At 66.0% G+C, this 18,260-nt stretch carries 17 protein-coding genes and 2 pseudogenes; 4 read left to right on the top strand and 15 right to left on the bottom strand.

What is annotated here, in order from left to right:
* The first annotated feature begins 357 nt into the window (after positions 1-357).
* Both NUT86_RS00090 and NUT86_RS00095 read left to right on the top strand, forming a co-directional pair.
* Positions 358-1,263, top strand: a complete 906-nt coding sequence (locus NUT86_RS00090) for a phosphotransferase enzyme family protein (protein WP_274732515.1) — start codon at positions 358-360, stop codon at positions 1,261-1,263.
* Complete coding sequence (locus NUT86_RS00095) at positions 1,238-2,719, top strand: hypothetical protein (protein ID WP_274732517.1); 1,482 nt, start codon at positions 1,238-1,240, stop codon at positions 2,717-2,719. The genes NUT86_RS00090 and NUT86_RS00095 overlap by 26 nt, the downstream gene beginning before the upstream one ends.
* 17 nt (positions 2,720-2,736) lie before the next feature.
* Here the strand turns inward: NUT86_RS00095 and NUT86_RS00100 are convergent.
* The 8 genes and pseudogenes from NUT86_RS00100 to NUT86_RS00135 all read right to left on the bottom strand — a co-directional run.
* A pseudogene (locus tag NUT86_RS00100) lies at positions 2,737-2,931 on the bottom strand (NAD(P)-binding domain-containing protein); the annotation flags it as partial.
* Positions 2,919-3,341: a hypothetical protein gene (locus tag NUT86_RS00105; RefSeq protein WP_274732519.1), complete on the bottom strand. Its 423-nt coding sequence runs from the start codon at positions 3,339-3,341 to the stop codon at positions 2,919-2,921. The gene NUT86_RS00105 and the pseudogene NUT86_RS00100, both read right to left, overlap by 13 nt.
* Before the next feature lie 42 nt (positions 3,342-3,383).
* Positions 3,384-3,827 (bottom strand): DUF4279 domain-containing protein, encoded by a 444-nt coding sequence (locus NUT86_RS00110; RefSeq protein WP_274732521.1) that lies wholly within the window; start codon positions 3,825-3,827, stop codon positions 3,384-3,386.
* 5 nt (positions 3,828-3,832) lie between these two features.
* Positions 3,833-5,068 carry a WXG100 family type VII secretion target gene (locus tag NUT86_RS00115; RefSeq protein WP_274732522.1) on the bottom strand — a complete coding sequence of 412 codons (1,236 nt, stop codon included), beginning with the start codon at positions 5,066-5,068 and terminating at the stop codon, positions 3,833-3,835.
* Entirely contained in the window at positions 5,065-5,391 is a 327-nt protein-coding gene (locus tag NUT86_RS00120; RefSeq protein ID WP_274732523.1) for a WXG100 family type VII secretion target, read from the bottom strand. The genes NUT86_RS00115 and NUT86_RS00120 overlap by 4 nt, the downstream gene beginning before the upstream one ends.
* Positions 5,392-5,946: 555 nt before the next feature.
* Positions 5,947-7,441: pseudogene (locus NUT86_RS00125) on the bottom strand (UvrD-helicase domain-containing protein).
* Positions 7,442-7,611: 170 nt separating this feature from the next.
* On the bottom strand, positions 7,612-8,478 hold the full coding sequence (locus NUT86_RS00130) for a DUF6083 domain-containing protein (protein WP_274732525.1): 867 nt from the start codon (positions 8,476-8,478) through the stop codon (positions 7,612-7,614).
* A gap of 156 nt (positions 8,479-8,634) precedes the next feature.
* Entirely contained in the window at positions 8,635-8,898 is a 264-nt protein-coding gene (locus tag NUT86_RS00135; protein WP_274732527.1) for a helix-turn-helix transcriptional regulator, read from the bottom strand.
* A 647-nt stretch (positions 8,899-9,545) separates the two neighbouring features.
* Between NUT86_RS00135 and NUT86_RS00140 the strand changes: the two genes are divergently transcribed.
* Positions 9,546-10,160 carry a hypothetical protein gene (locus tag NUT86_RS00140; protein ID WP_274732529.1) on the top strand — a complete coding sequence of 205 codons (615 nt, stop codon included), beginning with the start codon at positions 9,546-9,548 and terminating at the stop codon, positions 10,158-10,160.
* Positions 10,161-10,422: 262 nt separating this feature from the next.
* Here NUT86_RS00140 and NUT86_RS00145 read toward each other — a convergent pair whose 3' ends face one another.
* The 4 genes from NUT86_RS00145 to NUT86_RS00160 all read right to left on the bottom strand — a co-directional run bounded on the left by NUT86_RS00145 (position 10,423) and on the right by NUT86_RS00160 (position 13,425).
* Complete coding sequence (locus NUT86_RS00145; protein ID WP_446750740.1) at positions 10,423-10,797, bottom strand: SCO4402 family protein; 375 nt, start codon at positions 10,795-10,797, stop codon at positions 10,423-10,425.
* Positions 10,798-10,971: 174 nt separating this feature from the next.
* A complete protein-coding gene (locus NUT86_RS00150; protein WP_274732533.1) occupies positions 10,972-11,664 on the bottom strand; it encodes a restriction endonuclease in 693 nt (230 codons plus the stop codon).
* A gap of 25 nt (positions 11,665-11,689) precedes the next feature.
* Complete coding sequence (locus NUT86_RS00155; protein ID WP_342456212.1) at positions 11,690-12,166, bottom strand: restriction endonuclease; 477 nt, start codon at positions 12,164-12,166, stop codon at positions 11,690-11,692.
* Between the two features lie 842 nt (positions 12,167-13,008).
* Positions 13,009-13,425: a hypothetical protein gene (locus NUT86_RS00160; RefSeq protein ID WP_274732537.1), complete on the bottom strand. Its 417-nt coding sequence runs from the start codon at positions 13,423-13,425 to the stop codon at positions 13,009-13,011.
* Positions 13,426-13,848: 423 nt separating this feature from the next.
* Between NUT86_RS00160 and NUT86_RS00165 the strand changes: the two genes are divergently transcribed.
* Positions 13,849-13,986 carry a hypothetical protein gene (locus NUT86_RS00165; protein WP_274732539.1) on the top strand — a complete coding sequence of 46 codons (138 nt, stop codon included), beginning with the start codon at positions 13,849-13,851 and terminating at the stop codon, positions 13,984-13,986.
* Positions 13,987-14,204: 218 nt separating this feature from the next.
* Here NUT86_RS00165 and NUT86_RS00170 read toward each other — a convergent pair whose 3' ends face one another.
* From NUT86_RS00170 to NUT86_RS00180, 3 genes are read right to left on the bottom strand one after another with little or no spacing between them, the layout of a single operon-like run.
* Positions 14,205-14,906 carry a helix-turn-helix domain containing protein gene (locus NUT86_RS00170; RefSeq protein WP_274732541.1) on the bottom strand — a complete coding sequence of 234 codons (702 nt, stop codon included), beginning with the start codon at positions 14,904-14,906 and terminating at the stop codon, positions 14,205-14,207.
* Entirely contained in the window at positions 14,906-17,113 is a 2,208-nt protein-coding gene (locus NUT86_RS00175; protein ID WP_274732543.1) for a hypothetical protein, read from the bottom strand. The genes NUT86_RS00170 and NUT86_RS00175 overlap by 1 nt, the downstream gene beginning before the upstream one ends.
* Positions 17,114-17,134: 21 nt before the next feature.
* Entirely contained in the window at positions 17,135-17,740 is a 606-nt protein-coding gene (locus tag NUT86_RS00180; protein ID WP_274732545.1) for a DNA-binding protein, read from the bottom strand.
* Positions 17,741-18,260 lie beyond the last annotated feature (520 nt).

Raw genomic sequence — 18,260 nt, forward strand, 5'->3', positions numbered from 1 at the left:
AGCTGGGTCGTCAGCGCAGGCAGTCATACTAGAGGCCATTGAGCAACAGGACGCTACTTACCGGCTGTTAACGGTGCGCCTCACAGCGGCCGAAAGGGCATCGCGCTGGGTTCGATCCTGGCTTGAACACCATCGCCAAGCGTCCATTGCGGTCCCCTCCGGCCGACGTGGATCTATCGATCACGCACTCCGAGACTCGAACCACCGAACACTTCCGCACTTTTGTTCGCATGTGGGCGCGGCAACAGGCGGCACCTCGATGACGGACGTCCATGGCGAGAGCCCACTCCTGTTGACAATGTCCCTGTGTTCGAGAGCGCTTGACAGTGCATGTCACGGCCCGCAACGCTGAGAGGGATGAACGCTGCCGCGAGCCACGAAGGATTAACCCGAGCCAGTGCAACCCGGGCATTGGTGGCTGCCTGCAGCGTTGCGGGACTTGGCTCTGACCAGGCGGACTTGTTGCGTCTGGGAGAGAACGCCATCTATGCACTGCCACGCGAGGGCGTGGTTGTGAGGGTGGCTCGCTCGGATACGGGAGAGATCGAAGAGAAGGTCACCAAGGAGCTTGCTGTCGCTCGGTGGCTGATGTCTACGGGCTTCCCCGCGGTTGGGCCTCGCGAAGACCTCCCGCAGCCTGTGCGGGCTGAGGGGCGACTCGTTACCTTCTGGGAGTACATCCCTCCGAGTCGGACTGAACCGGGTTTGACGGATCTCGCCATGCTGCTGCGCAACCTACACACGCTGCCCGGACCGGACTTTCCCGTTCGCGCTTTGGACCCGTTTCCGATCATGTGGCGGCGTCTTGAACAGGCTCACGGAGTTAAGCAGCAGGACGTGGACTTTCTCAGCGAAGCGTGCGCCGGCAGCGAGGCCGCCTTCCGCGAGGTCGTAGGCCAGCACCCCACGGGCCTGGTTCACGGAGATGCCCACCGCGGAAATCTTCTCGCGCGCGGTGAGCAGGTTCTGCTCATTGACTATGAAGCGGTTGCTGTGGGTCCTCAAGCCTGGGACCTTCTTCCCACCGCCATTGCAGTCGACAGGTTCGCACTCCCCCGCCGCGACTATGAAGCTTTCTGCCGCAGCTACGGGCAGGATGTCACCGCCTCGGCGGGCTACGAGGAGCTGCGCACGGTGCGGGAGTTGGGGATGACCACCTGGCTTATGCAGAACGCCCAATCAGGTTCAGCTGCCCAGGAGTTCACTCTTCGTATGGAGTCGTTGCGAAAGGAAGACCGTGAGCGCCGCTGGCACGCACTCTGACGGGCCGGTGCCCTTACCTTTCGATCCCTACGTCTCCAGGGAAAAGACCCGCCTGACCACCGTCTACTCGACCCCCTGGACTTATGACCCGGCTCAGGTCGACGGGGCCGCCGAGCGGCCCGGTGACGTCCTGAACCTAGGGCGGCTGGCGAGGCACTACGGCAGGTCCGGCCAGCAGCTGCCGCGGGTCCTCAAACGTGAGGCGTTCGACTGCTCCAGCCTGACGTTTCAGCGTTGGTCGGGCGGGGAGCCGGCGGCTGCGCAGCTGTGGCACTTCCTTCTGCCTTCCGGGCAGGTGGTTGTAGCCCTCACTCTGGATGTGAGCGCAACGCTCATCGAAACGATCCCCCTGCTGGAGGACCTTTACTACGCGAGCGTGGAGTGCGCGGGGCTGCCTTTGGAGCAGATCGCAGCGGAGCGGATCGGCTGTGCCCCGAACGGGGACGGGCAGGTCCCCGGGTTCCTTCCTGAACGCCACCAACTGGTCTTCAGCAGCATCGATGCACCGGAACGAGTTCCTGATGAGGACACGGTCCAGCGCGTCATCTACCGCACCGACCTGCCCTACCGTGCGCAGCACAGTTCGATCTGCTACCCGATGGAGCTCAATCGCCGCCCGACCACTGTGGGGGCTCTGGGCCCGTATGTGAGTCTTGTGTGCGGGCATCAGGACTACATCGAGAACTGTGTGCTGCTCTCTGCCGTGCAGGCTGTGGGGTCCGCTGCCCGGCTCCGCGAGATCCGCGAAGTCGCTTATGCCTACGTTCACAGGTTCCGGCACCGCAGCGCCGGCCAGGGCAGCGCTCACGACCGCCGCGCGGCGCTGGAGGACATCACTGACGGGCTGAGCCAGCTCGAACTCGAGCTCAGTTACAGCGTTGAGGTCGGCAGCGATATCGGGACGCTCGTACCGGCCCTGCGTGTCGAGAGCTTCCACCAGGAACTGTTCGGCGCCATGGGCCTGACCGAACGGGCCGCCACCATCGGCCAGATGCTCCAGCGTCTCGGGAACGCCACCGCTGCGGAGTTGACTTCCGTGGAAAGCATGGAACGGCGTGCCGCTGACCGCCGGCGGGTCCGCACCGTCGTGTCCGTCACCTTTGTCACCACCATCACCGGAACACTCAGCCTGCTGTTCGGCTTCTTCGGCATCAATGCACGACAGGTCGACCAGCAGCGGTCGATGTTCGACGACCACTACACACCGATTTACGCACTGATCACCGCCATCTTGCTGTGTGCCATGGCGATCTTCGGTGCGATGCGCCTCCAAGAACGGTGGGAAGAACGACGCGATCGCGGCAGGACACGGACCTGGGAAGGCACCCACCGGCTTTTGGCGCGCGAAGTCGGCACCGTCATCCTTGATCCAGCAGATGCGCCTGGGGCCCGCCGCATCCCCGGTTCACGCCCTGCGGGCGGAGCTGACCGGCGAACGCGCTCCGCCGGCCGCTGACGTGCAAGCTGAGTGAGCAGGTGCGGGGCGGCCTTCAGCGGCATGGTGACCACCACGACCTCGGCACCGCATATCACCTCGGCCACGGTGGTGGGGGTGGCGCCGGTTTCCTCTGCGAGCGAGGTCAGGGTGTGCGGGCCGCGCGAGTTGGCGACGGCCACCTCGTGGCCGAGCGCGGTGATAGCCGTGCGAAGGGGGCTCAGTCGAGCCAGGCGAGGGGGTCCTCTTCCTGAAGGTCCGTGGGAACGGACGTCTTGAAGAAGACGGGAAGCAATAGAGTGTTGAGTTCTGCCAGGGTGCTTGGCGACAGGCGAAGTTTTGCGCCTGTCTCGACTGTTCCGGAAATCTCGATGTGAAGCGCGTGCCCAGAATTTCGAAGTTCGCGCATTCCCTCCGCGCGGGAGGAGAGGATTCCCGACAAGGCCTTCACTTGATCTTCAATGTTTCGAGAGTGGCGTTCGTCGCACGAGAGCGACCACTGCGCGCCATCGCTACGCAGTTCGATTCCCTGTTGTGTAGTGTCTTCGGCGGCGAGGTTCGGCACGAGGGTTTCGGTGATGAGCTGGGCAGAAATGACGTCTTTGGTAACAATCAAGGAGGTTCGGAAGTCTTCCCAGTTCATCGCTGACCCTTCGTTCTCAGAGTAAAGTATTTCAACATCCGGTTAGCGAGCGTTTGTGTTTGGCGCCAGTTCGAGGGAAATGCCGAGCTGAGAAATACGGTTCCACTCGCGTTGCGAGAACGCAATGGTTGCCTCATGGTGAGTGAATCCGTAGACCCTGAGGTACACCTCATAGCCTTCGGATGCGAGGCTCAGGATTTCTTCCTTCACCGGTACGGCACCGGAGAGGACAGTATCCAACTGCTCAGAGAAATCCCGTGTTGTCCGCTCGTCACACTGAATGCGCCATTCACCACTGGGGTCTCGTGGGTCGGATCCTGGCTCCACGACGAGCGTGGGCGTGAGTCCCAGCCGCTGGGTGAGCATCGCCGAGTCGAGGCTGCGGGACTTGATGACCAGTGCGACATCGGTCAATGCCCATTCCTGAGGCACTCGCGTGTGGCGTTCCGTTTCCACAATCGCTCCTTCAATAGATTCAGCTGACACGAATTCTACCCCTTGTATTCACGGCAAGCTGCCCAGTGGACATTTCCCATGCCCGGCTTGAGCAAGTCACCCAACGAGGTCCTCTGAGCGACGGTGGCCGAGTTTTCGTAAACGGTGAATCCTCCACCCCCGCTGGCTTCTGGAGGAGCAAGGGTGTAGTTGGGGATCCGCTGTCCCGGATGAAACGTCTCTACCGCTGCCCCGGGGTAGGTGCCGCCCTCCACCGCCACACCGTTCAACCCGGGTATGAGCTCGCCGTCTTCCACGTAGAACGAGATCTTGGTTCCCGGCGGCACCGTCACCTCGCCGGCACCTCGCTCCAGGTATCCGTGTCCGGCGAACACCTTCTCCCCATCTGCCCGACCGCCCGCGAGGACTCGTGTTGCGTAGTAACGGCCGTCGTCGTCTGGCCACTTCCGCGAAACGATCTGGGGCCGGCTTTCAGCTACTGCTTTCTTCACCTCATCGAAAGGTGGCAGGTGGCCGCCTGACCCCCGGCTGCCCATAGATCCGAGGCGAGGGATATGAAGGCCTTTGAAGGCACCAGCTTCCGCGACGGTACGAGCTGCGGCCCCCGCGCCACCGAACGCACCACCCATCAACATGCCGTACGTCGCCGCTGAGCCAGCCTCGCTCAGGTTGATGCCCTGCTGGTCGCCGAGCAGATTCCTGCCACCTTGAGCAACGACGACGTCCACTGTGATCGCCTCGACGCCGCCGATGGCTGCGGTCGCCAGTACAGTGCCGGCGATCTCAGCGATGGTCGTGGATACAGCCACTCCCGCCGTGCTCGCCGCAGCGACAATCGCTTCGGTCGCGGCCCCCGCCGCAACTTCGCTGATGCCGCCGGTGAACAGGGCCAGAACGGTGCCGGCGACAAGGACCGCTCCCGCGATCTCCAGTTCGTGTTCGATCTTCTTCTTGGCTTCAGCTATCTGGTCCGCGTACTTGTCGAGAGCCTTGGCCATGTCGCGAGCGGCAGTCGCGACATCGTCTAAGTAGCCTTTGCCGCCCCCGTGATACTGGCGCCAGAACTTGCTGAATGCCTCAATTCCTTGACCCTTGTTGTTGTCGATGACGTCCTGCGCCTTCTTGTGGCAGGCGGCCGTGCAGTCTTCGACGTCGTCGGCGTAGGTACGCCAGGCCCGGGCGGCTTCGCGTAGCTGGTCTTCGTCGCCCTCGGGCCACCACATGCCTGTGAGGTCTTGGACGATCTCCTTGGCTTTGTCGGCCGCGCTCACTTCGCCCCCCGGTGGCCGTCGAAGCCGGAAGCCGCGGAGCGGTCTGCCTCCTCGTGGTTGTCCGCCATGTCCTTCAAGGTGTCGTGGATGCTCTGAAGGCCCTTGGTCAGGGCGTGAGCCGCCTTCTCGATGCTCTGAAGGTGCGGGGTGTAGGCGTGCTCGAACTTCTGCCCCTGCTCATCGTCACCCCACGGCTTACCGAGCCCCGCCAGGCTGTGCTTGAGCTTGGTCGACGCCCGTTCGAGTGCGGCCGACTCCCTGTGGAACGTCGGTGCAGCGGACTTGAGTTGGTCTGTGTCTACGTCAAAGCCAGACCCGGCCATGCTTCCCCCCGGAGTATGTTCCCGATTCCGAACTGCAACCAACGTACAAGCAGGCACTGACAACCCGGCCGCCGACTGCGACAGGAAGGGTTTCACTGGCAGGTGCTGCACTCAACTCCGTTGCAGGGCAAGCACCTTCGCCAAAACGTTGATGCGTTGAATTGTTTACAAGTGCGCACATCGAGCGGAGGCGGCTGCTCAGACCCCTCCCACTCTGGGGCCAGCAGTCCGCCTCGTCGGTGAGGGCCAGCCCGATCGGTTTCCATTCGTAAACCGCGCAGTTGGTCTGTTCATTTCTTGTTAAAGGCGCACCCCAGCGTCCTGCGCGGAGCCGTTGCCAGCGCACCACGCAGGTCTTGGGCAAGGGTTCAACCGTGCCAGGTACCGCCTGACGCAGGCGGTACCTGTTCTGGTGCGGCAGTCGGCTGTAACAGCCTTGCGCGAAGCGCACTTGGTCCAGCAGCGGCCAGCAGCTCACCACCCTAGGTGCACACTCCCCCGCGCCTACCAGCACAAACGCAACACCCCTTACACCCATCCAGACGCCCCAAGGGATTACCGCTGGTGCGGCCGACGTGCTTCAGTGGCCGGGCGGCTTCCGTCAGGGTGCTGATCGACCCAAGCAAGGCCCCCGATATCGAGTCGGGTCCGCGTTCGGGTCACGGCGACGTAGGCGAGACGGGCTTCGCCGTCATCGATCGGGCCGGGAATGGGACGGCCGGAATCGTCCTGCTCGTCGCTGTCGCGAGGTGGTGGGAAGTCGCCGGCGATCCGCACGCTGGGCCATTCGCGGCCTTTGGCTTTGTGCGCGGTCGAGACAGTCACGTGCGCCTGGTCTTCACCAGTGAGCTGGTTGACGGCGGCGAGGATGGCCTCCGTGCCGTGCTTGTCGACGAGATCGACCAGCGGCTGCAGGTCGCGACCTGCTGGGTCGTAGGAGGCGTAGTCCTGCAAGTCGCCCCAGGAGGTGAACAGCACGAGTTCGGGGTGACTGGTTCGACGGCCTTCCTTCAGATCGCGGGCAGCCAGGGCCAGGGCGCGCAGGCTGCCCCCTCCCCCGACGAGGGCTACGCGGCGTCCGGTAGCGAGAAGTTGGATGACTTTCGGTGATGGCGCCGACGTTCGTGCGGCACAAGACGGCGTCCGGGCAGGGGACCAGGCCGAGTTCGGTCGGGATCGCTTCGCTGCCTTGCAGGCGGATGGGCGCGTCGGCGATGGCGAGCCAGCGGTTGGCTTCGTGGGCGAGGAGAGGGCCGAACCGGAAGGACTTCGACAGGGTTAGGGCGGTGCCGTCGAAGCCGGTCATGACGTCTTTGGCGCCGCGCCATTGGTAGATGGCCTGTGCGGAGTCACCGACCATGACCAGTTGGGCGTGGCTGCGCTGGTTGTTGAAGATCTGCTCGACGACGGGGTTGGTGTCCTGTGCTTCGTCCAGGAGTAGGAAGTCGGCGGCGATCTTCGGGTTCGTGAGTGACCAGATCTTGAGGTAGTGGTCGTGGTCGAAGCGGACCTTGCCGTCGTCCGGGTGTTGGAGGTCGGCCCAGGCTTTGTGGGCGAAGGGCGTGATCAATTGGGCGAGTTGTTGGTGCAGCGGTGGTTCTTCGAGTCCTCGGAGGCGGGGGACGTGGTGGTGGGTGATGGCGGGGTCGGCGGAGTGGCAGAAGCGGGTGACGGTGCGCAGGGTGGCGTGGGAAAGGGTTTTGGGTGAGAGGTCGCGTTCGCCGATGCGGACGGGCTTGGTGATGCCTAGGTCGTGTCCGGTGTGCCAGGCGGGGCGGCGTGGGGCGTTCAGGCGGCGGGCGTAGCGGTGGCCGATGGCTGCGAAGGCCAGGGCGTGGGCGGTCTTGCAGGTGACGGTGGTGGGGAAGCGGGTGGCGGCGTCGCGGGCGATGGCTTTGTTGTAGGCGATGTAGCGGCCGAGGCGTTTGGTGTTGTGGGCGAGTAGGGCGAGAGTGGTGGTTTTGCCGGTGCCGGCTCCGGCTTGGAGGGCGAGGTGGTCGCCGGCGTGGAAGTGGTCTGCAGCGGCGGCTTGTTCGTCGGTCGGGTTCAGCAGCACCTGGGTTCCATCGGGACAGTTCGGGGTTGGGTACCAACTTGGGGCGTTGTTGACCCGGTGAAGCGCTTGAGTCGCGGACGCGTGATGGCGGGTGTGTCGGACGACCGCGTGGTCCGCGGTTGTGGTGCGCGGGGCTGGGGTGTGGCGGTGGGCCGAGCCACGGGTCACTTGCTGCGTCCGCGGTGCCGGATGGCGGTGGGCAGGCGGGGGTGCATGTACGAGTGGTGGAGCAGCGGGTCGAAGACCTCCCACTCGGCGAGCGCGAGGTCGGCGGCCTGCGAGGCGGCTGCGTGGAGGGGGCAGCGTTGAGTGCGCCAGCGCAGCTGCTCTGTGTAGGGCAGCTGGCCCAGGTCGTAGACGGCCATCTCGGATGCGGGAAGGGTGAGTTGGCCGTGGGAAGGCGTGGCCGACATCAGTGTCCAGGCACCCGTGGGGGCGCCTGGGGTGAGGATGGGGTGGGTGCAGCGGTGGCGTAGGCGGGTCTGTGCGACGCACTGGATGTCGCCGAGGGGGCGCGGGGCGAGGTAGCGGCAGTAGAGGAGCTGCACCACGGGTCGGGCGGGCTGGCACGGCGTGGTGAGTGGGTCTGGTGCGGGTTCGGTGGGGTGTGGGGTGAAGGCGCCGGTGTCGAGCAGGTGTCGGGTGCGCAGTGCGAGGTGGCGGCGTAGTTCGGCGAGCTGTGGGGTGAGTGGCTCGGTGGCTGGTCGTGTGGGGCAGAGGGTGGTGTGGGGGACGCGGCACCAGGGTGTGCCGTCGTGTGCGGGGTGGGCGATGCCGGAGCTGACGTGCCAGCGGGAGGGAGCGGGGACGGCGCTGGCGGCCAGTTCGTGGGGGTGGAGGCTGATGGCTTGCTGGTTGGTGCGGGTGTACCAGTCGATGTGGTTGCCACAGTCACGGCAGCAGGCCAGCTGAGCCGCGCACAGTAGTCTGCTGGGGCTGTCTGCGGCGACGCGCAGGGCGCGTGGACGGTGGTGCGGGCGGGTGGGGCTGCCGTCCCATCGGCGGGTTGGCAAGGCGGTGGTGGAGCGCATGGCCGTGAAAGTGACAGTCGGCGCGCCGGAATCGCGGTGCCCATGCCGTCCGCATCCCACGGATGGCTCACTCGTAGCGCGAATACATTCGATTCACGTCTGTGTGTTCGCGGTCGAGGCCCGGATCGGGTGATCTGTCCGGGCGGGACAGGAAGACTATTCGGCGGCCTCGGCCGGTGGCGCGTGGCCCTCGCAAAGGGCGCCAAAGAGGTGCTCGATGGAGACGTCGAGGGCGTGTGCGAGGGCGTGCCAGGTCTTGAGCGTGCCGATGGTGCGGCCCTGCTCGATCTCAATGAGGGTGCGTCTGGCCAGGCCACTGCGGCGGGCGAGTTCGTCGTAGGTCCATCCGCGCTCGCCCCGCAGCCGTCCCAGCTCCAGGCGCAGGGCGGTGAGGTTCGGATCGGGCGGGAAGATCGTCACTCCACCATCCGACGATGCAGAGCCCTGCCCTGTCAGTGCAGACCTCTGCCCTATTTCTGCAGGTGACAGCTGCGAAAGGTAGGGCAGAGGTCTGCACTACCGTTCCGCCCACCCCTCCCCCACCAAGGCATCGCGATCTGAACGACCTCGCGGACGAGAGAGAAAGGCCTGCATCCATGAGGCTGTGCGCGACCGGACGAACAGTGCGGCGCACCTGGACAGTCGAGCTGCGACCGCAGCGCGGCGGTCCCCTGATGGCCTGCCCCCACTGCCCTGAGGCCAGCAGGCCCTTGCCCTTGGGCACGACATCTGTGCGGCCCACAGTGGTGGCGCATCTGGCCGGCCACGCCCGGCGCGACGCCCTGCCCGTGCACCTGCGCACGTGTCAGTGCCACGAACGTGGCTGCCGGTGGCATCCGCGCCACCGCGGCTGCTCGGGCCCCATCGCGCTGGTGCTGACCTGCGAACGCGGTGGGCGTTTGTGGCGACTAGCCGATGCTTGCACCGCCTGCGCGGGGGCCACCGCACACAGCGCCATCGTCCCCGAGAACACGCTCAGGGCCCCGGCCAAGTCCTCTCTCCCTCCGAGCCCGGAGCGGAGGAGGCGGCGGGCTCGGGCGCCGGAGGCAGCAACTCGGGTCCGCGAGATGCTCAGCTACCTCGCCGCTTCTCTTCCACCTGAGACCAGCGCTGCCGCCCGACTGCTGGCCATCCAGGGCGCGCTGCGTACCACCGCCTCAGGCCGGCTCTGGATGCCAGCAGGCCTCCTGCGGGGCATGCGCATGCATCAAAATCCATATCCATGGTGGGAGCTGGAGCAGACCGGCTGGCTCATCCGCCTTCCCGCAGCCTCACCGCTGGCGGTGCGCTGCGGGACTTCGGCGCAGTTGCTCGATGCCGCCTTCCTCGCACAAGCTCCCGGACGGATGGGCCGCATGTATGCCGCCGACAAGGCTCTACGCCTGACGTCCTGCCGGCCGCTTCGCGGCCTGCCAGCCCCAGATCAACTGGCAGCACTGGCATTGGCCGCCCATCTCGCCCCCGGCACCATGCACGGCATCATCGAGGCAGACCGGCTCGGACACGTGTGCGCGATGACGCCCACTGGCCTGGTGGATACGCTCGACCGCCTGGTTGCCATCCGAGCAGCGGATTGGTGGTCGTATACCCATGGATCGGAAGACATCACCTGGGCGATCGGTCCCATGTTGGCCAAGCGGTATACGAGCATGGCCACCCAATGCGCCTCTTCGGCTGGGTGATGTGTACCTCTTGTCGTGTTGGTGTCCACTACCAAAGGCCCCTGTTATCCGTTGAGATGGACCGGGGTCTGGAGAGTCGGCGGCACCGGACTGCGGGACCCATTGCATCGGGCACTCAGCCTGACGAGCTAAAGAAGGCCAGTCATGACGCTGACCAGCATCGGCGTCGGCCGCGCGCTCTGAGTCCGGCCAGCGCAGCCCCGTACCCGTGTGGCTTGGCTCGTGGGAGCAACAGCCACACGGGAGACACCTGTAACCTCTCTCACTCGCCCGAGGATCTCCTCAGCGTTCGCAGCGCTTCGTTGGCCGCTTTGGCAACTTTTCCCCATTCCTGCGAGGGAATTCGCTCCTCGTCGCCTGAAGAATCTCCGGTCAAGACGGAGTCGAGGGCAGAGTTCAGCGCGGCCATCGCCGCTACTTCCGCTTCATCAACGAGCACGTAACCCAGCCTCCCCCTGGGCTCATCAAGGACGCCGGAGTCATCAAAGAAATCCAATGCATCGTCGAAGCGCGATGAACTCGATGGATACGCCACCCAATTCTCCTCTTGCCAACCCCTGTCACTCAGTTTGACCAACCAATCGATCAACTGAGTTCGAATCCACGGGGCTTGAAGTTCGATATCCCTAGGGCGCATTCCAGACCCTCCAATTCTGCCACTCACTCAATGGGATGTGGGCTTCGACCGGGTAGTCCTGAACTGAGAAACCAGCTGAGGCCTACAGCCAGTGCAGGCCTCAGCGGCTCGGGCACCGCAGGTCGTTTCGTTGTTCGTTGGGTCAGCGTGCCGGGACGGCTGGGCGCGTTTCGGTCAGGCGGCGGAGCGTTCCTCTGCGATCACCAGGTACAGATGCTCACCTTGCGCCCAGCTCTCCAGGTCTTCACGGCCGATGAGCGTGATGTCGTGCCGGGTTGCGAAGTGGGACGCGGGCGTGGTGAATCCGTTGAGGCCGACGATGACAGCTGTGTCGGCTCCGTGTTCCGGTCGAGCTGTACCGTTGAATGTCTGGATCTCTGTGGATCCGACCGGTCGCGCGTACTGCTTGCACTGCAGAACAATCTTGTTGCCGGGCGCATCCCAGGCTACGACGTCAGCGCCGAGGTCGCCGGCTCCTCCGACGCGCCGGGCTCGCAGGAAGCCGTCGCGGGCCAGGAGGTCGGCGCAGGCCTGTTCAAAGCCGGCGGGGCTCATGGCAGCCAGCTGGTCGAGGCTATAGGTCAGGCCGAGCGGCTCCTCCTGCTCCGCTTCCGCTCCCCCGTAGACGCGAACAGCGTCGTCCGGGAGAAAAAGACCAACCAGGAATGCGAGAACGAACAGTGTGACGGGGGCTGCAATGAGCGCCGACCACCAGGGGTGTTCGGTGATCCACCCCCACACGTCCGCTGTGATCCAGTGCCAGACGTCCTGTGTGAGCCAGTGCCAGAACATTTTGGCGGCAGCCAAGGCAAACAGGCCACCGAGCCCAAACTTCAGCCATCGCTCGAAAGAGCTGTCGTCGTACATCGACCCTCCTTTCCTGGTGCGCCGGTTAACTTGCGATGGAGGTGGTTCGGGCTGCGCGCCGACGAGTAGCTCGCCGCGGGGACCTGGGCGGCAGGCGCAGCAGGTCGTGGAGTGGGGTGCCGTGCTCGGCCCAGGTGCGCAGCCGGTCCCGGTCGCCCCAGTGGACCTGATGGCGTTCGCCCCATGCCTTGGCATCGCGGGTGATGGCTCCGTTGGTCACCACCACGGAGATATTGGCGCCGTGAACGGGGCCGGCGGTGCCCTTCACCTGGTACATCACCCCTGATCCGACTTTGCCGCCGACCTTGGTGTGCTTGGCCTGCAGCACAATGCGGCCGCGCTGCTGGTCCTGGCCGATGACGTCGGCGGCCTGGTCTCCCTGACGGCCGACCTTGCGGGCCGACCAGCCGTCGCGGGTGAGCAGATCACGCAACGCGATTTCGAATTCCTGGTCGTCCATGGCGTCGACTTCGGCGAGCGTGATCCTCAGCAGCGCAAGCATGGCGGTGCGGGTTCGTTGTGTGCGTACTGAGCGCAGCATCCGCCAAAGCCCGTATCCGAGGCCACCAACTGTGACGGCAGCCCAAAGGGGCCATCCGCGGACCACTGCATGGCGCGCGGCGAAAGCCATCTGAGCTACCAGGGTCACTGCCGCCACGGCAATGACGGCAGCCGCAATGTGCTCGCCAGTGCCGCGCGGCTTCCGCAGCCGCGGTCGGCGCCTGGCCATCACCGTGTGGCCGGCGTAGATGCCGCAGGCCGCGGCGAGACGGGATGCCCGGCTGCTTCCTCGCCTCCGAAGCCGAAGACCTGTCCCCACAGCCAGACCCCTGCGATCAGTCCAGCGATCATCCAGCCGCTCATCTTCTTCCCCCGCGGACGCGGGTTGCGGCGGATGTGGCGGCGAACGACGTGGTACCCCTCCGGCGGCATGCGTTTCCCCTCCCATTAGGCCGGCCGCCAACTGCGGCCATGTCCCTGTGAATTGGTTTAGCAGCGGGCACTGACAAAGACCGCCGGATGATCAAGGAATGCCGTGTGGGCTAACCTCAATCCAGCCACTAGGCTCCGGGGGCTGGCCCCTCTGTTCGAGTTCCGCCTTTTTGGTCCTGCAGTGCAAGGCCTCGCCGCTGGCTCTGCGATGCCGCGATGAATCAGGAAGGGATTCCGCTAGCCACCATCGGTCCCGCTGCAAGAGCGGGGCCTCATCCGTCGTGGAGCAGGCGGACTCAAATGGCGAAAAAGGAGCGTGTTCGAATGTACTCAGGCCAGCAGACGCACCCGAGCAGCCAGGGCGGAGTGTGGTGGTGCCCCGCAGGTGCGGGTCGCTTCGTGAGCGCGGCTCTATGACAGAAGTCGGGACAGCAGGTAGAGCACTGCCAAGGCTCCCAGGACTGTTGCGGCAATCTGCCAAGTTCGTTGCGGCGAGGGCAGGATGAAGACCTGGAGCGAGGTCGGGCCGGGGTAAACGTAGTAGACCCGGTGCCTGTGTTCGGGCACAACCACCCGGGCCAGCGGAAGGTACCGCACGTCGGCCTCTCGTGCGATCTCACCGTCACGCGGCTTGAGGCGCGGCTTTAGCAGAGCCTTGAAATCGGCCTCGAGATCGTCAGGGACAGAATCCTTGTGGGTGAGGAAGGTCTTGCGCCAGTTGCCGTACTCGCGTGCATGCTGCCGCGCCACGTATGGCAGGCCCGACTCGGGCCACTTGATCTTCTCGGTCCGTGGCTGCCGGTTAATGATGCCTTCGGTCCACGTCACGGTGTGGCCGGTGCCCGCGCATCGCTTATGGGGCTCGGTTCCTGCGCCATCGCAGTTGGGACACTCGCGTGTTCCCCTGCCCCGGCAGGTCGAGCAGGTGACGTGTCCGCGGCCTCGGCATGTGGCGCATGCAACCTCGGCCGCCCCGCACTGTTTGCAAGTGACGCGCTCGTCCGCTGCCTGCCGGTGTTCTTCGGGAGCCTTCCGGGTGCGGTGGCCCGTGCCGTCGCAGCGTAAGCACGCGTCGATGCCGCGGCAGTCGCTGCAGGTAGTGGTCGCCGCACAGGGCAGGTCCCCTCGGCCCTGGCAACGCGAGCAGGTTACTCTCCCGTTGCCGCAAGGGCAGGACTCCTCTTTTACCGACCCTCGTTGCACGAGCTTCTGTGTCGTCGCGACGGAGAGATCCTGCGGTGGGGCAAGGGGGTGACGTCCCAGCCTGTCGTACTGCGGGCGGCCCGAGAGGTCGAGTCGGCCGCGGTGAATCTGTTCGTCCTCGGTACGGGTCTCAATGCACCGCACGACCGTTCCCTCAAGGAGCGAGTGCCAGGTGATCTCTCCTGAAACTGGCAAGCCCACCTTCGGTGCTTCCCCACGCTTGGCGATGTGCCGTCGCACGGCTTGCAGGATGTCCGTCTCGCTCAACATGAGCCCCCCCTGTTTCAGCCGCGGGTACTTTCCCAGAGGCCGTGGTTGGCACCGTAGCCAAAACACACCATGGGTCAGTGCCGAACCGGGCAACCCGTGCGGCTGGCCGACGTGCCCATACGCTTGCGCGGGTGTTAGCGGGGTCTCCAGGTGCGGATCTCGAGGTGAGTGATGTGAGCCTCAGGGTGGATGCGGCCAGTCTCCACAAGCCATTGCTTGACGGCAGCGGTGACATCTCCGCCTGCTGCGTCTACACGCTGGGCGAAGTCGGCGGCATCGAAGCCTCCGGTAGTGGCGGATCCGTAGGAGCGTTCTTCGGTGTGGTCGGCACGTTGGACGACGTCGCGGCGGATGCCGGGTGAGTCCGCGCGGCTGCCGGAGGCCAGGGTGAACCCGCTCTTCGGCATACGCACCGTAAATGCGAGGCGCAGCCTTTGTCGGGCTGCTTCGGCGATCAGGGGGCGTAGGCGAGCAGCGCCGGAGGTGATGGCTTGGGCTCCGGCGCGGCCGGTGCCGGTGCCGGTGGGGGTGATGAGGACGGCTTTGGTGCGTACGCGGGCGCGGGTGCCGGCGGCGGTGGTGCGGCGGGTGATGTGGGGGGATGCGAGAGCGGCGAGTTCGGCTGTGTCGGTGATGCCGGCGTGGACGGCGGTGATGACGTGGCGGAGGGCGGGGACGAAGGCGGCGCCCTTGTGGCGTGTGTAGAACTGGGAGACGAGGGAGGCGTCGCGGTTGATGATATGGGCGATGTCCCGTTTGGTGTAGCCGGCGGCGCGGAGTTGGTCGGAGAGCTGTGCTGCTTCGTTCAACTCAGGGGTGCGGCGTTGGGGTGGCATCAGGCGTCACCGCCGGTGCGGGTGCGGTGGTGGGCATAGCGTCCGGCATCGCGCAGGGCGAGCAGTTCGTCCTCGGTGGTGGGGGCGGGGACGGGTCCGGTCAGGTGGCCTTTGTTGAGGTATTCGCCGGGCTGGCCGTGGTAGGGCCAGTTCTGGGGTGCGGTGAGGTAGACGGCGTCGGTGCGGAAGGCAACGACGGTGCCGGGGGGTGCGTGAAGGGCGCCGACGTGGGTGTTGTCGTCGCGCATGCGCATGGACAGCAGGGCGGCGCGGGCGCCGGACCAGATGGTGGCTGCCCATTCGGGGTGGGCGTTGGGGTCGCGGGAGAAGCCGGTGGGGCGTTGCCAGGTGACGTGGTCGTCGTCGAAGCCGATGATTTCGGCGTCGGCGGGGATGTCGCGCTCGGCGGTGCGGGGGGTGGTGCCGGTGACGGTGCGGGGGCGTTGGGCGAAGGAGCCGATGCCGTACAGGAGCAGGGAGCGCACGGCTCGGGAGGCGAGGTGGGCGGCCTGGCGGTGGGTGGGGTCGCCGTGGAGGTCGGCTTGGGCTGAGAGGGATGCCCAGGCTTCCTTGAGTTTCTTGGACCAGTCGTCCAGGGGCTTGCCGTCTTCCCAGAGCAGGCCGTCGAGGATTTCGACCTTCCATGGGGCCAGGGGGTTGGACAGGGCGGTGTAGACCTCGGGGCCGCCGGCCCAGGTGGTGAAGGTGGTGCCGGGGGTTCGGGGGTAGTGCCAGGCGCGTTCGCCGGGGGCGGGGGCGGGCAGGATGCCGACGTGGTCCCAGCCGTCGGGGACGGTGACGCGAAGTTGCCAGTGGCCGCAGCCGAAGAGGGCCTTGGTCTGCTCTTTCTCGCTCCAGGAGGCGAAGGTGGCGGCGGTGATGCGGCGGGGGGTGCCGACGGGCGATTTCCAGGTGTGCTTGGCGTAGGCGAAGGTGCGGTCGTACTCGACGAGGGCCGGCAGCTGTTCGGGAACGTCGGGCGGGGTGATCAGCTCGGTGCGGCCCTGGCCCGCGGTGGCGTGCAGGAGACCGCGCAGTTCCTCGGACAGGACGGGGTAACCCTCGGAGAACTGGCCACGAGCGGGAATGGTGCGGGTCCACAGGTCACGGCCGGTCTGGGAGGGCGAGCCCATGATGACGGCGTCGGACCAGTGGGCGCGCAGAGCCTTCCACAGCAGGACGAAAGCGTCACGGATGGTGGTGGCGTCGGCTCCGTCGGGGTCGAACCACTCCCCCACCGACCGGATTTCGACGTGCTGGTCTGCGCCTTCACGCTGGTAGCGGCCGACCGGGTGCCGTGCGTGGACGAAGTGCCCGGCCATACGGTCCTTGCCCCGGCCGGTGTCGGTGCGCCAGCCCTCGATCGGGGCATTCAGCCATGCGGCGACGGCATCACGCAGGAACGGGTAACGCCCGGCCTCACGGTGCCAGGGATCGCCCGCGGTGATGTAGATCCGCTCCACGCCCTCGGGGACGGTGTGAAAGACGGCCTGCAGGATGTCGCCGGCGGAAGCGGAGGCCAGATCGAGGCGGACGGTCTGGTCTCGGTAGACCAGCATGCCGGTGGCAGTGTCGAGGAATGCGGTGGAGCGGGCCTGCTGGGTGAAGTTCGGCCGGGTGGAGGCCAGATTGGCGGTGTGGCCGACCCACCGGTCCCCCTCAGGCCCCTCCGGCAAGGACGGCAGCGGCCGCGGCACGCCGGCAGCAGCCAGTGAGGACGGCGCGCTTGCCGGAGGTGGCGGTGAGGCGGCCGCGGGCGCCTTCGCGGCCGGGGCGGCGTGGGCCGCGGCAGGAGGGACCTCGACTCGGGCCGGCGTGGACGGGGCTGCATCGGTCGGCGCCGGTGTCCGGGGGCCGCGGGCCAGGGACGGAGCAGCTGCTCCCGGAGCCGGCTCAGGCGTCTGTGCGGCGGGAGGCTCCTCAACAGGTTGCGCGTGGACGTCAGGGGCGGGAGGAGCCGGCGCAGGCTGCGCGGGAGCGGTGAGGCTGTCCGGTGCCAGGATGGGGGCGATCGCGACGACTTCCGCGAGGCTCATGCCGGCCGCTGGCGCGATCCGCTCGGCCTTGGCTTTCTCATACCCGGCCAGCGCGGTAACGCGGCGGGCCCGCTCCGTCTCAAGCTTCGCCACCTCAGCCTGCTTCTTCTTGATCTCGTCACGCAGGGTACGCAGCTCGGCGAGAGCGGCGGTGTATGCCTTGCTGTCCATCGCAATCCCTTTTGGAGTGGGTTAGTTAACGGCGTTGCCTGCAGCGACATAGGCGATCGCACCGCCAGAGTGAGAGGCAAGGCGGGTGCCCAGCAGCAGGTCTGAGACGGCGCGGTCCTGGGCTGCGGGAGCAGTCAGGTGTTTCGTGGGGCGGGTGAGGTCGGTGATGTAGCCAGCCAGGACAGCATCGGGAAAAGCGTGTCGGCCATGCTCGTCCTTCTCCCAGCGAGATAGTCCGGTAAGGACGGCGACGACATACCCGGCAAGGGTCACCGGCAAGATCTCCCCAGCTGCGACGCTCGCCGCGTCGCACCGCCACCAACCACGCAGCGCCTTGAGAAGGTCTTCAGGCGTGAGGGAGGCTGCGAAACCGATCCAGTCACGGTCCGGATCGTGGGCCCGTTTAGCGACGTCCACCCGCAAGACTGCGATCTCCCGGACGTCCAGCTGATCCAGGGGGGCACTGTGCCGTGCGCCGAGGGCTTGGACCATCCCGAGGGGGGCCATGACGCGTACGCCGCGGCGTGACAGGCCGGGCAGCAATTCGGCGTGCACAAGACGGCGGAAGGTGGTCACGGCACAGCCGAGTTCTTCAGCAGCCTGACCTGTTGTCAGCAGCACACGCACTCCAGCAAGCGGACTCAGATATCTGATTCGGCTATGACACTAGCCGCATGAGTAACCCAGGTCAAAGAAAGGCACATCGATATCTGCAGGCCACAGAGCCGGAGCGGAGTGATCGGTGGCTTGGCCCCTTGACTGCTTCAGCCGGGACGCAGGCGTGCACGACCGCAGGCGATGCCGGGTTGGGTGCGCCAACCCGGAGTCATGCCTGCGAGTCACAGCTCGCCAGCAGCCAGTAGTTGGGGTTACTTGGATCTGCGTGGACGAGAGCCAAGGCACCGAGGCACCCATAGTTTGCCTACATCGCGGACGTTGCTGATTCGACGATGTCCTGGGATCTCAAGTGCTTCGCCGACCGCGCTGAGGATGTGCTGCTTGGCCTGTGTGCGACGAGGGCTTCCACGTCGGTGGGCGCCCAGCCGTCACCGGCCAGGACGGACCGGGTGAGTTCGCTCCAGGCGGTCTCGGTCGACAGGGTCAATGAACTGCTGCAACCGCCCCCTGAGGGCATGGTCCGCACCGC

Origin of the sequence: Streptomyces sp. G7(2002), from assembly GCF_028870195.1 — a bacterium.
Classification (GTDB): domain Bacteria; phylum Actinomycetota; class Actinomycetes; order Streptomycetales; family Streptomycetaceae; genus Streptomyces; species Streptomyces nigrescens.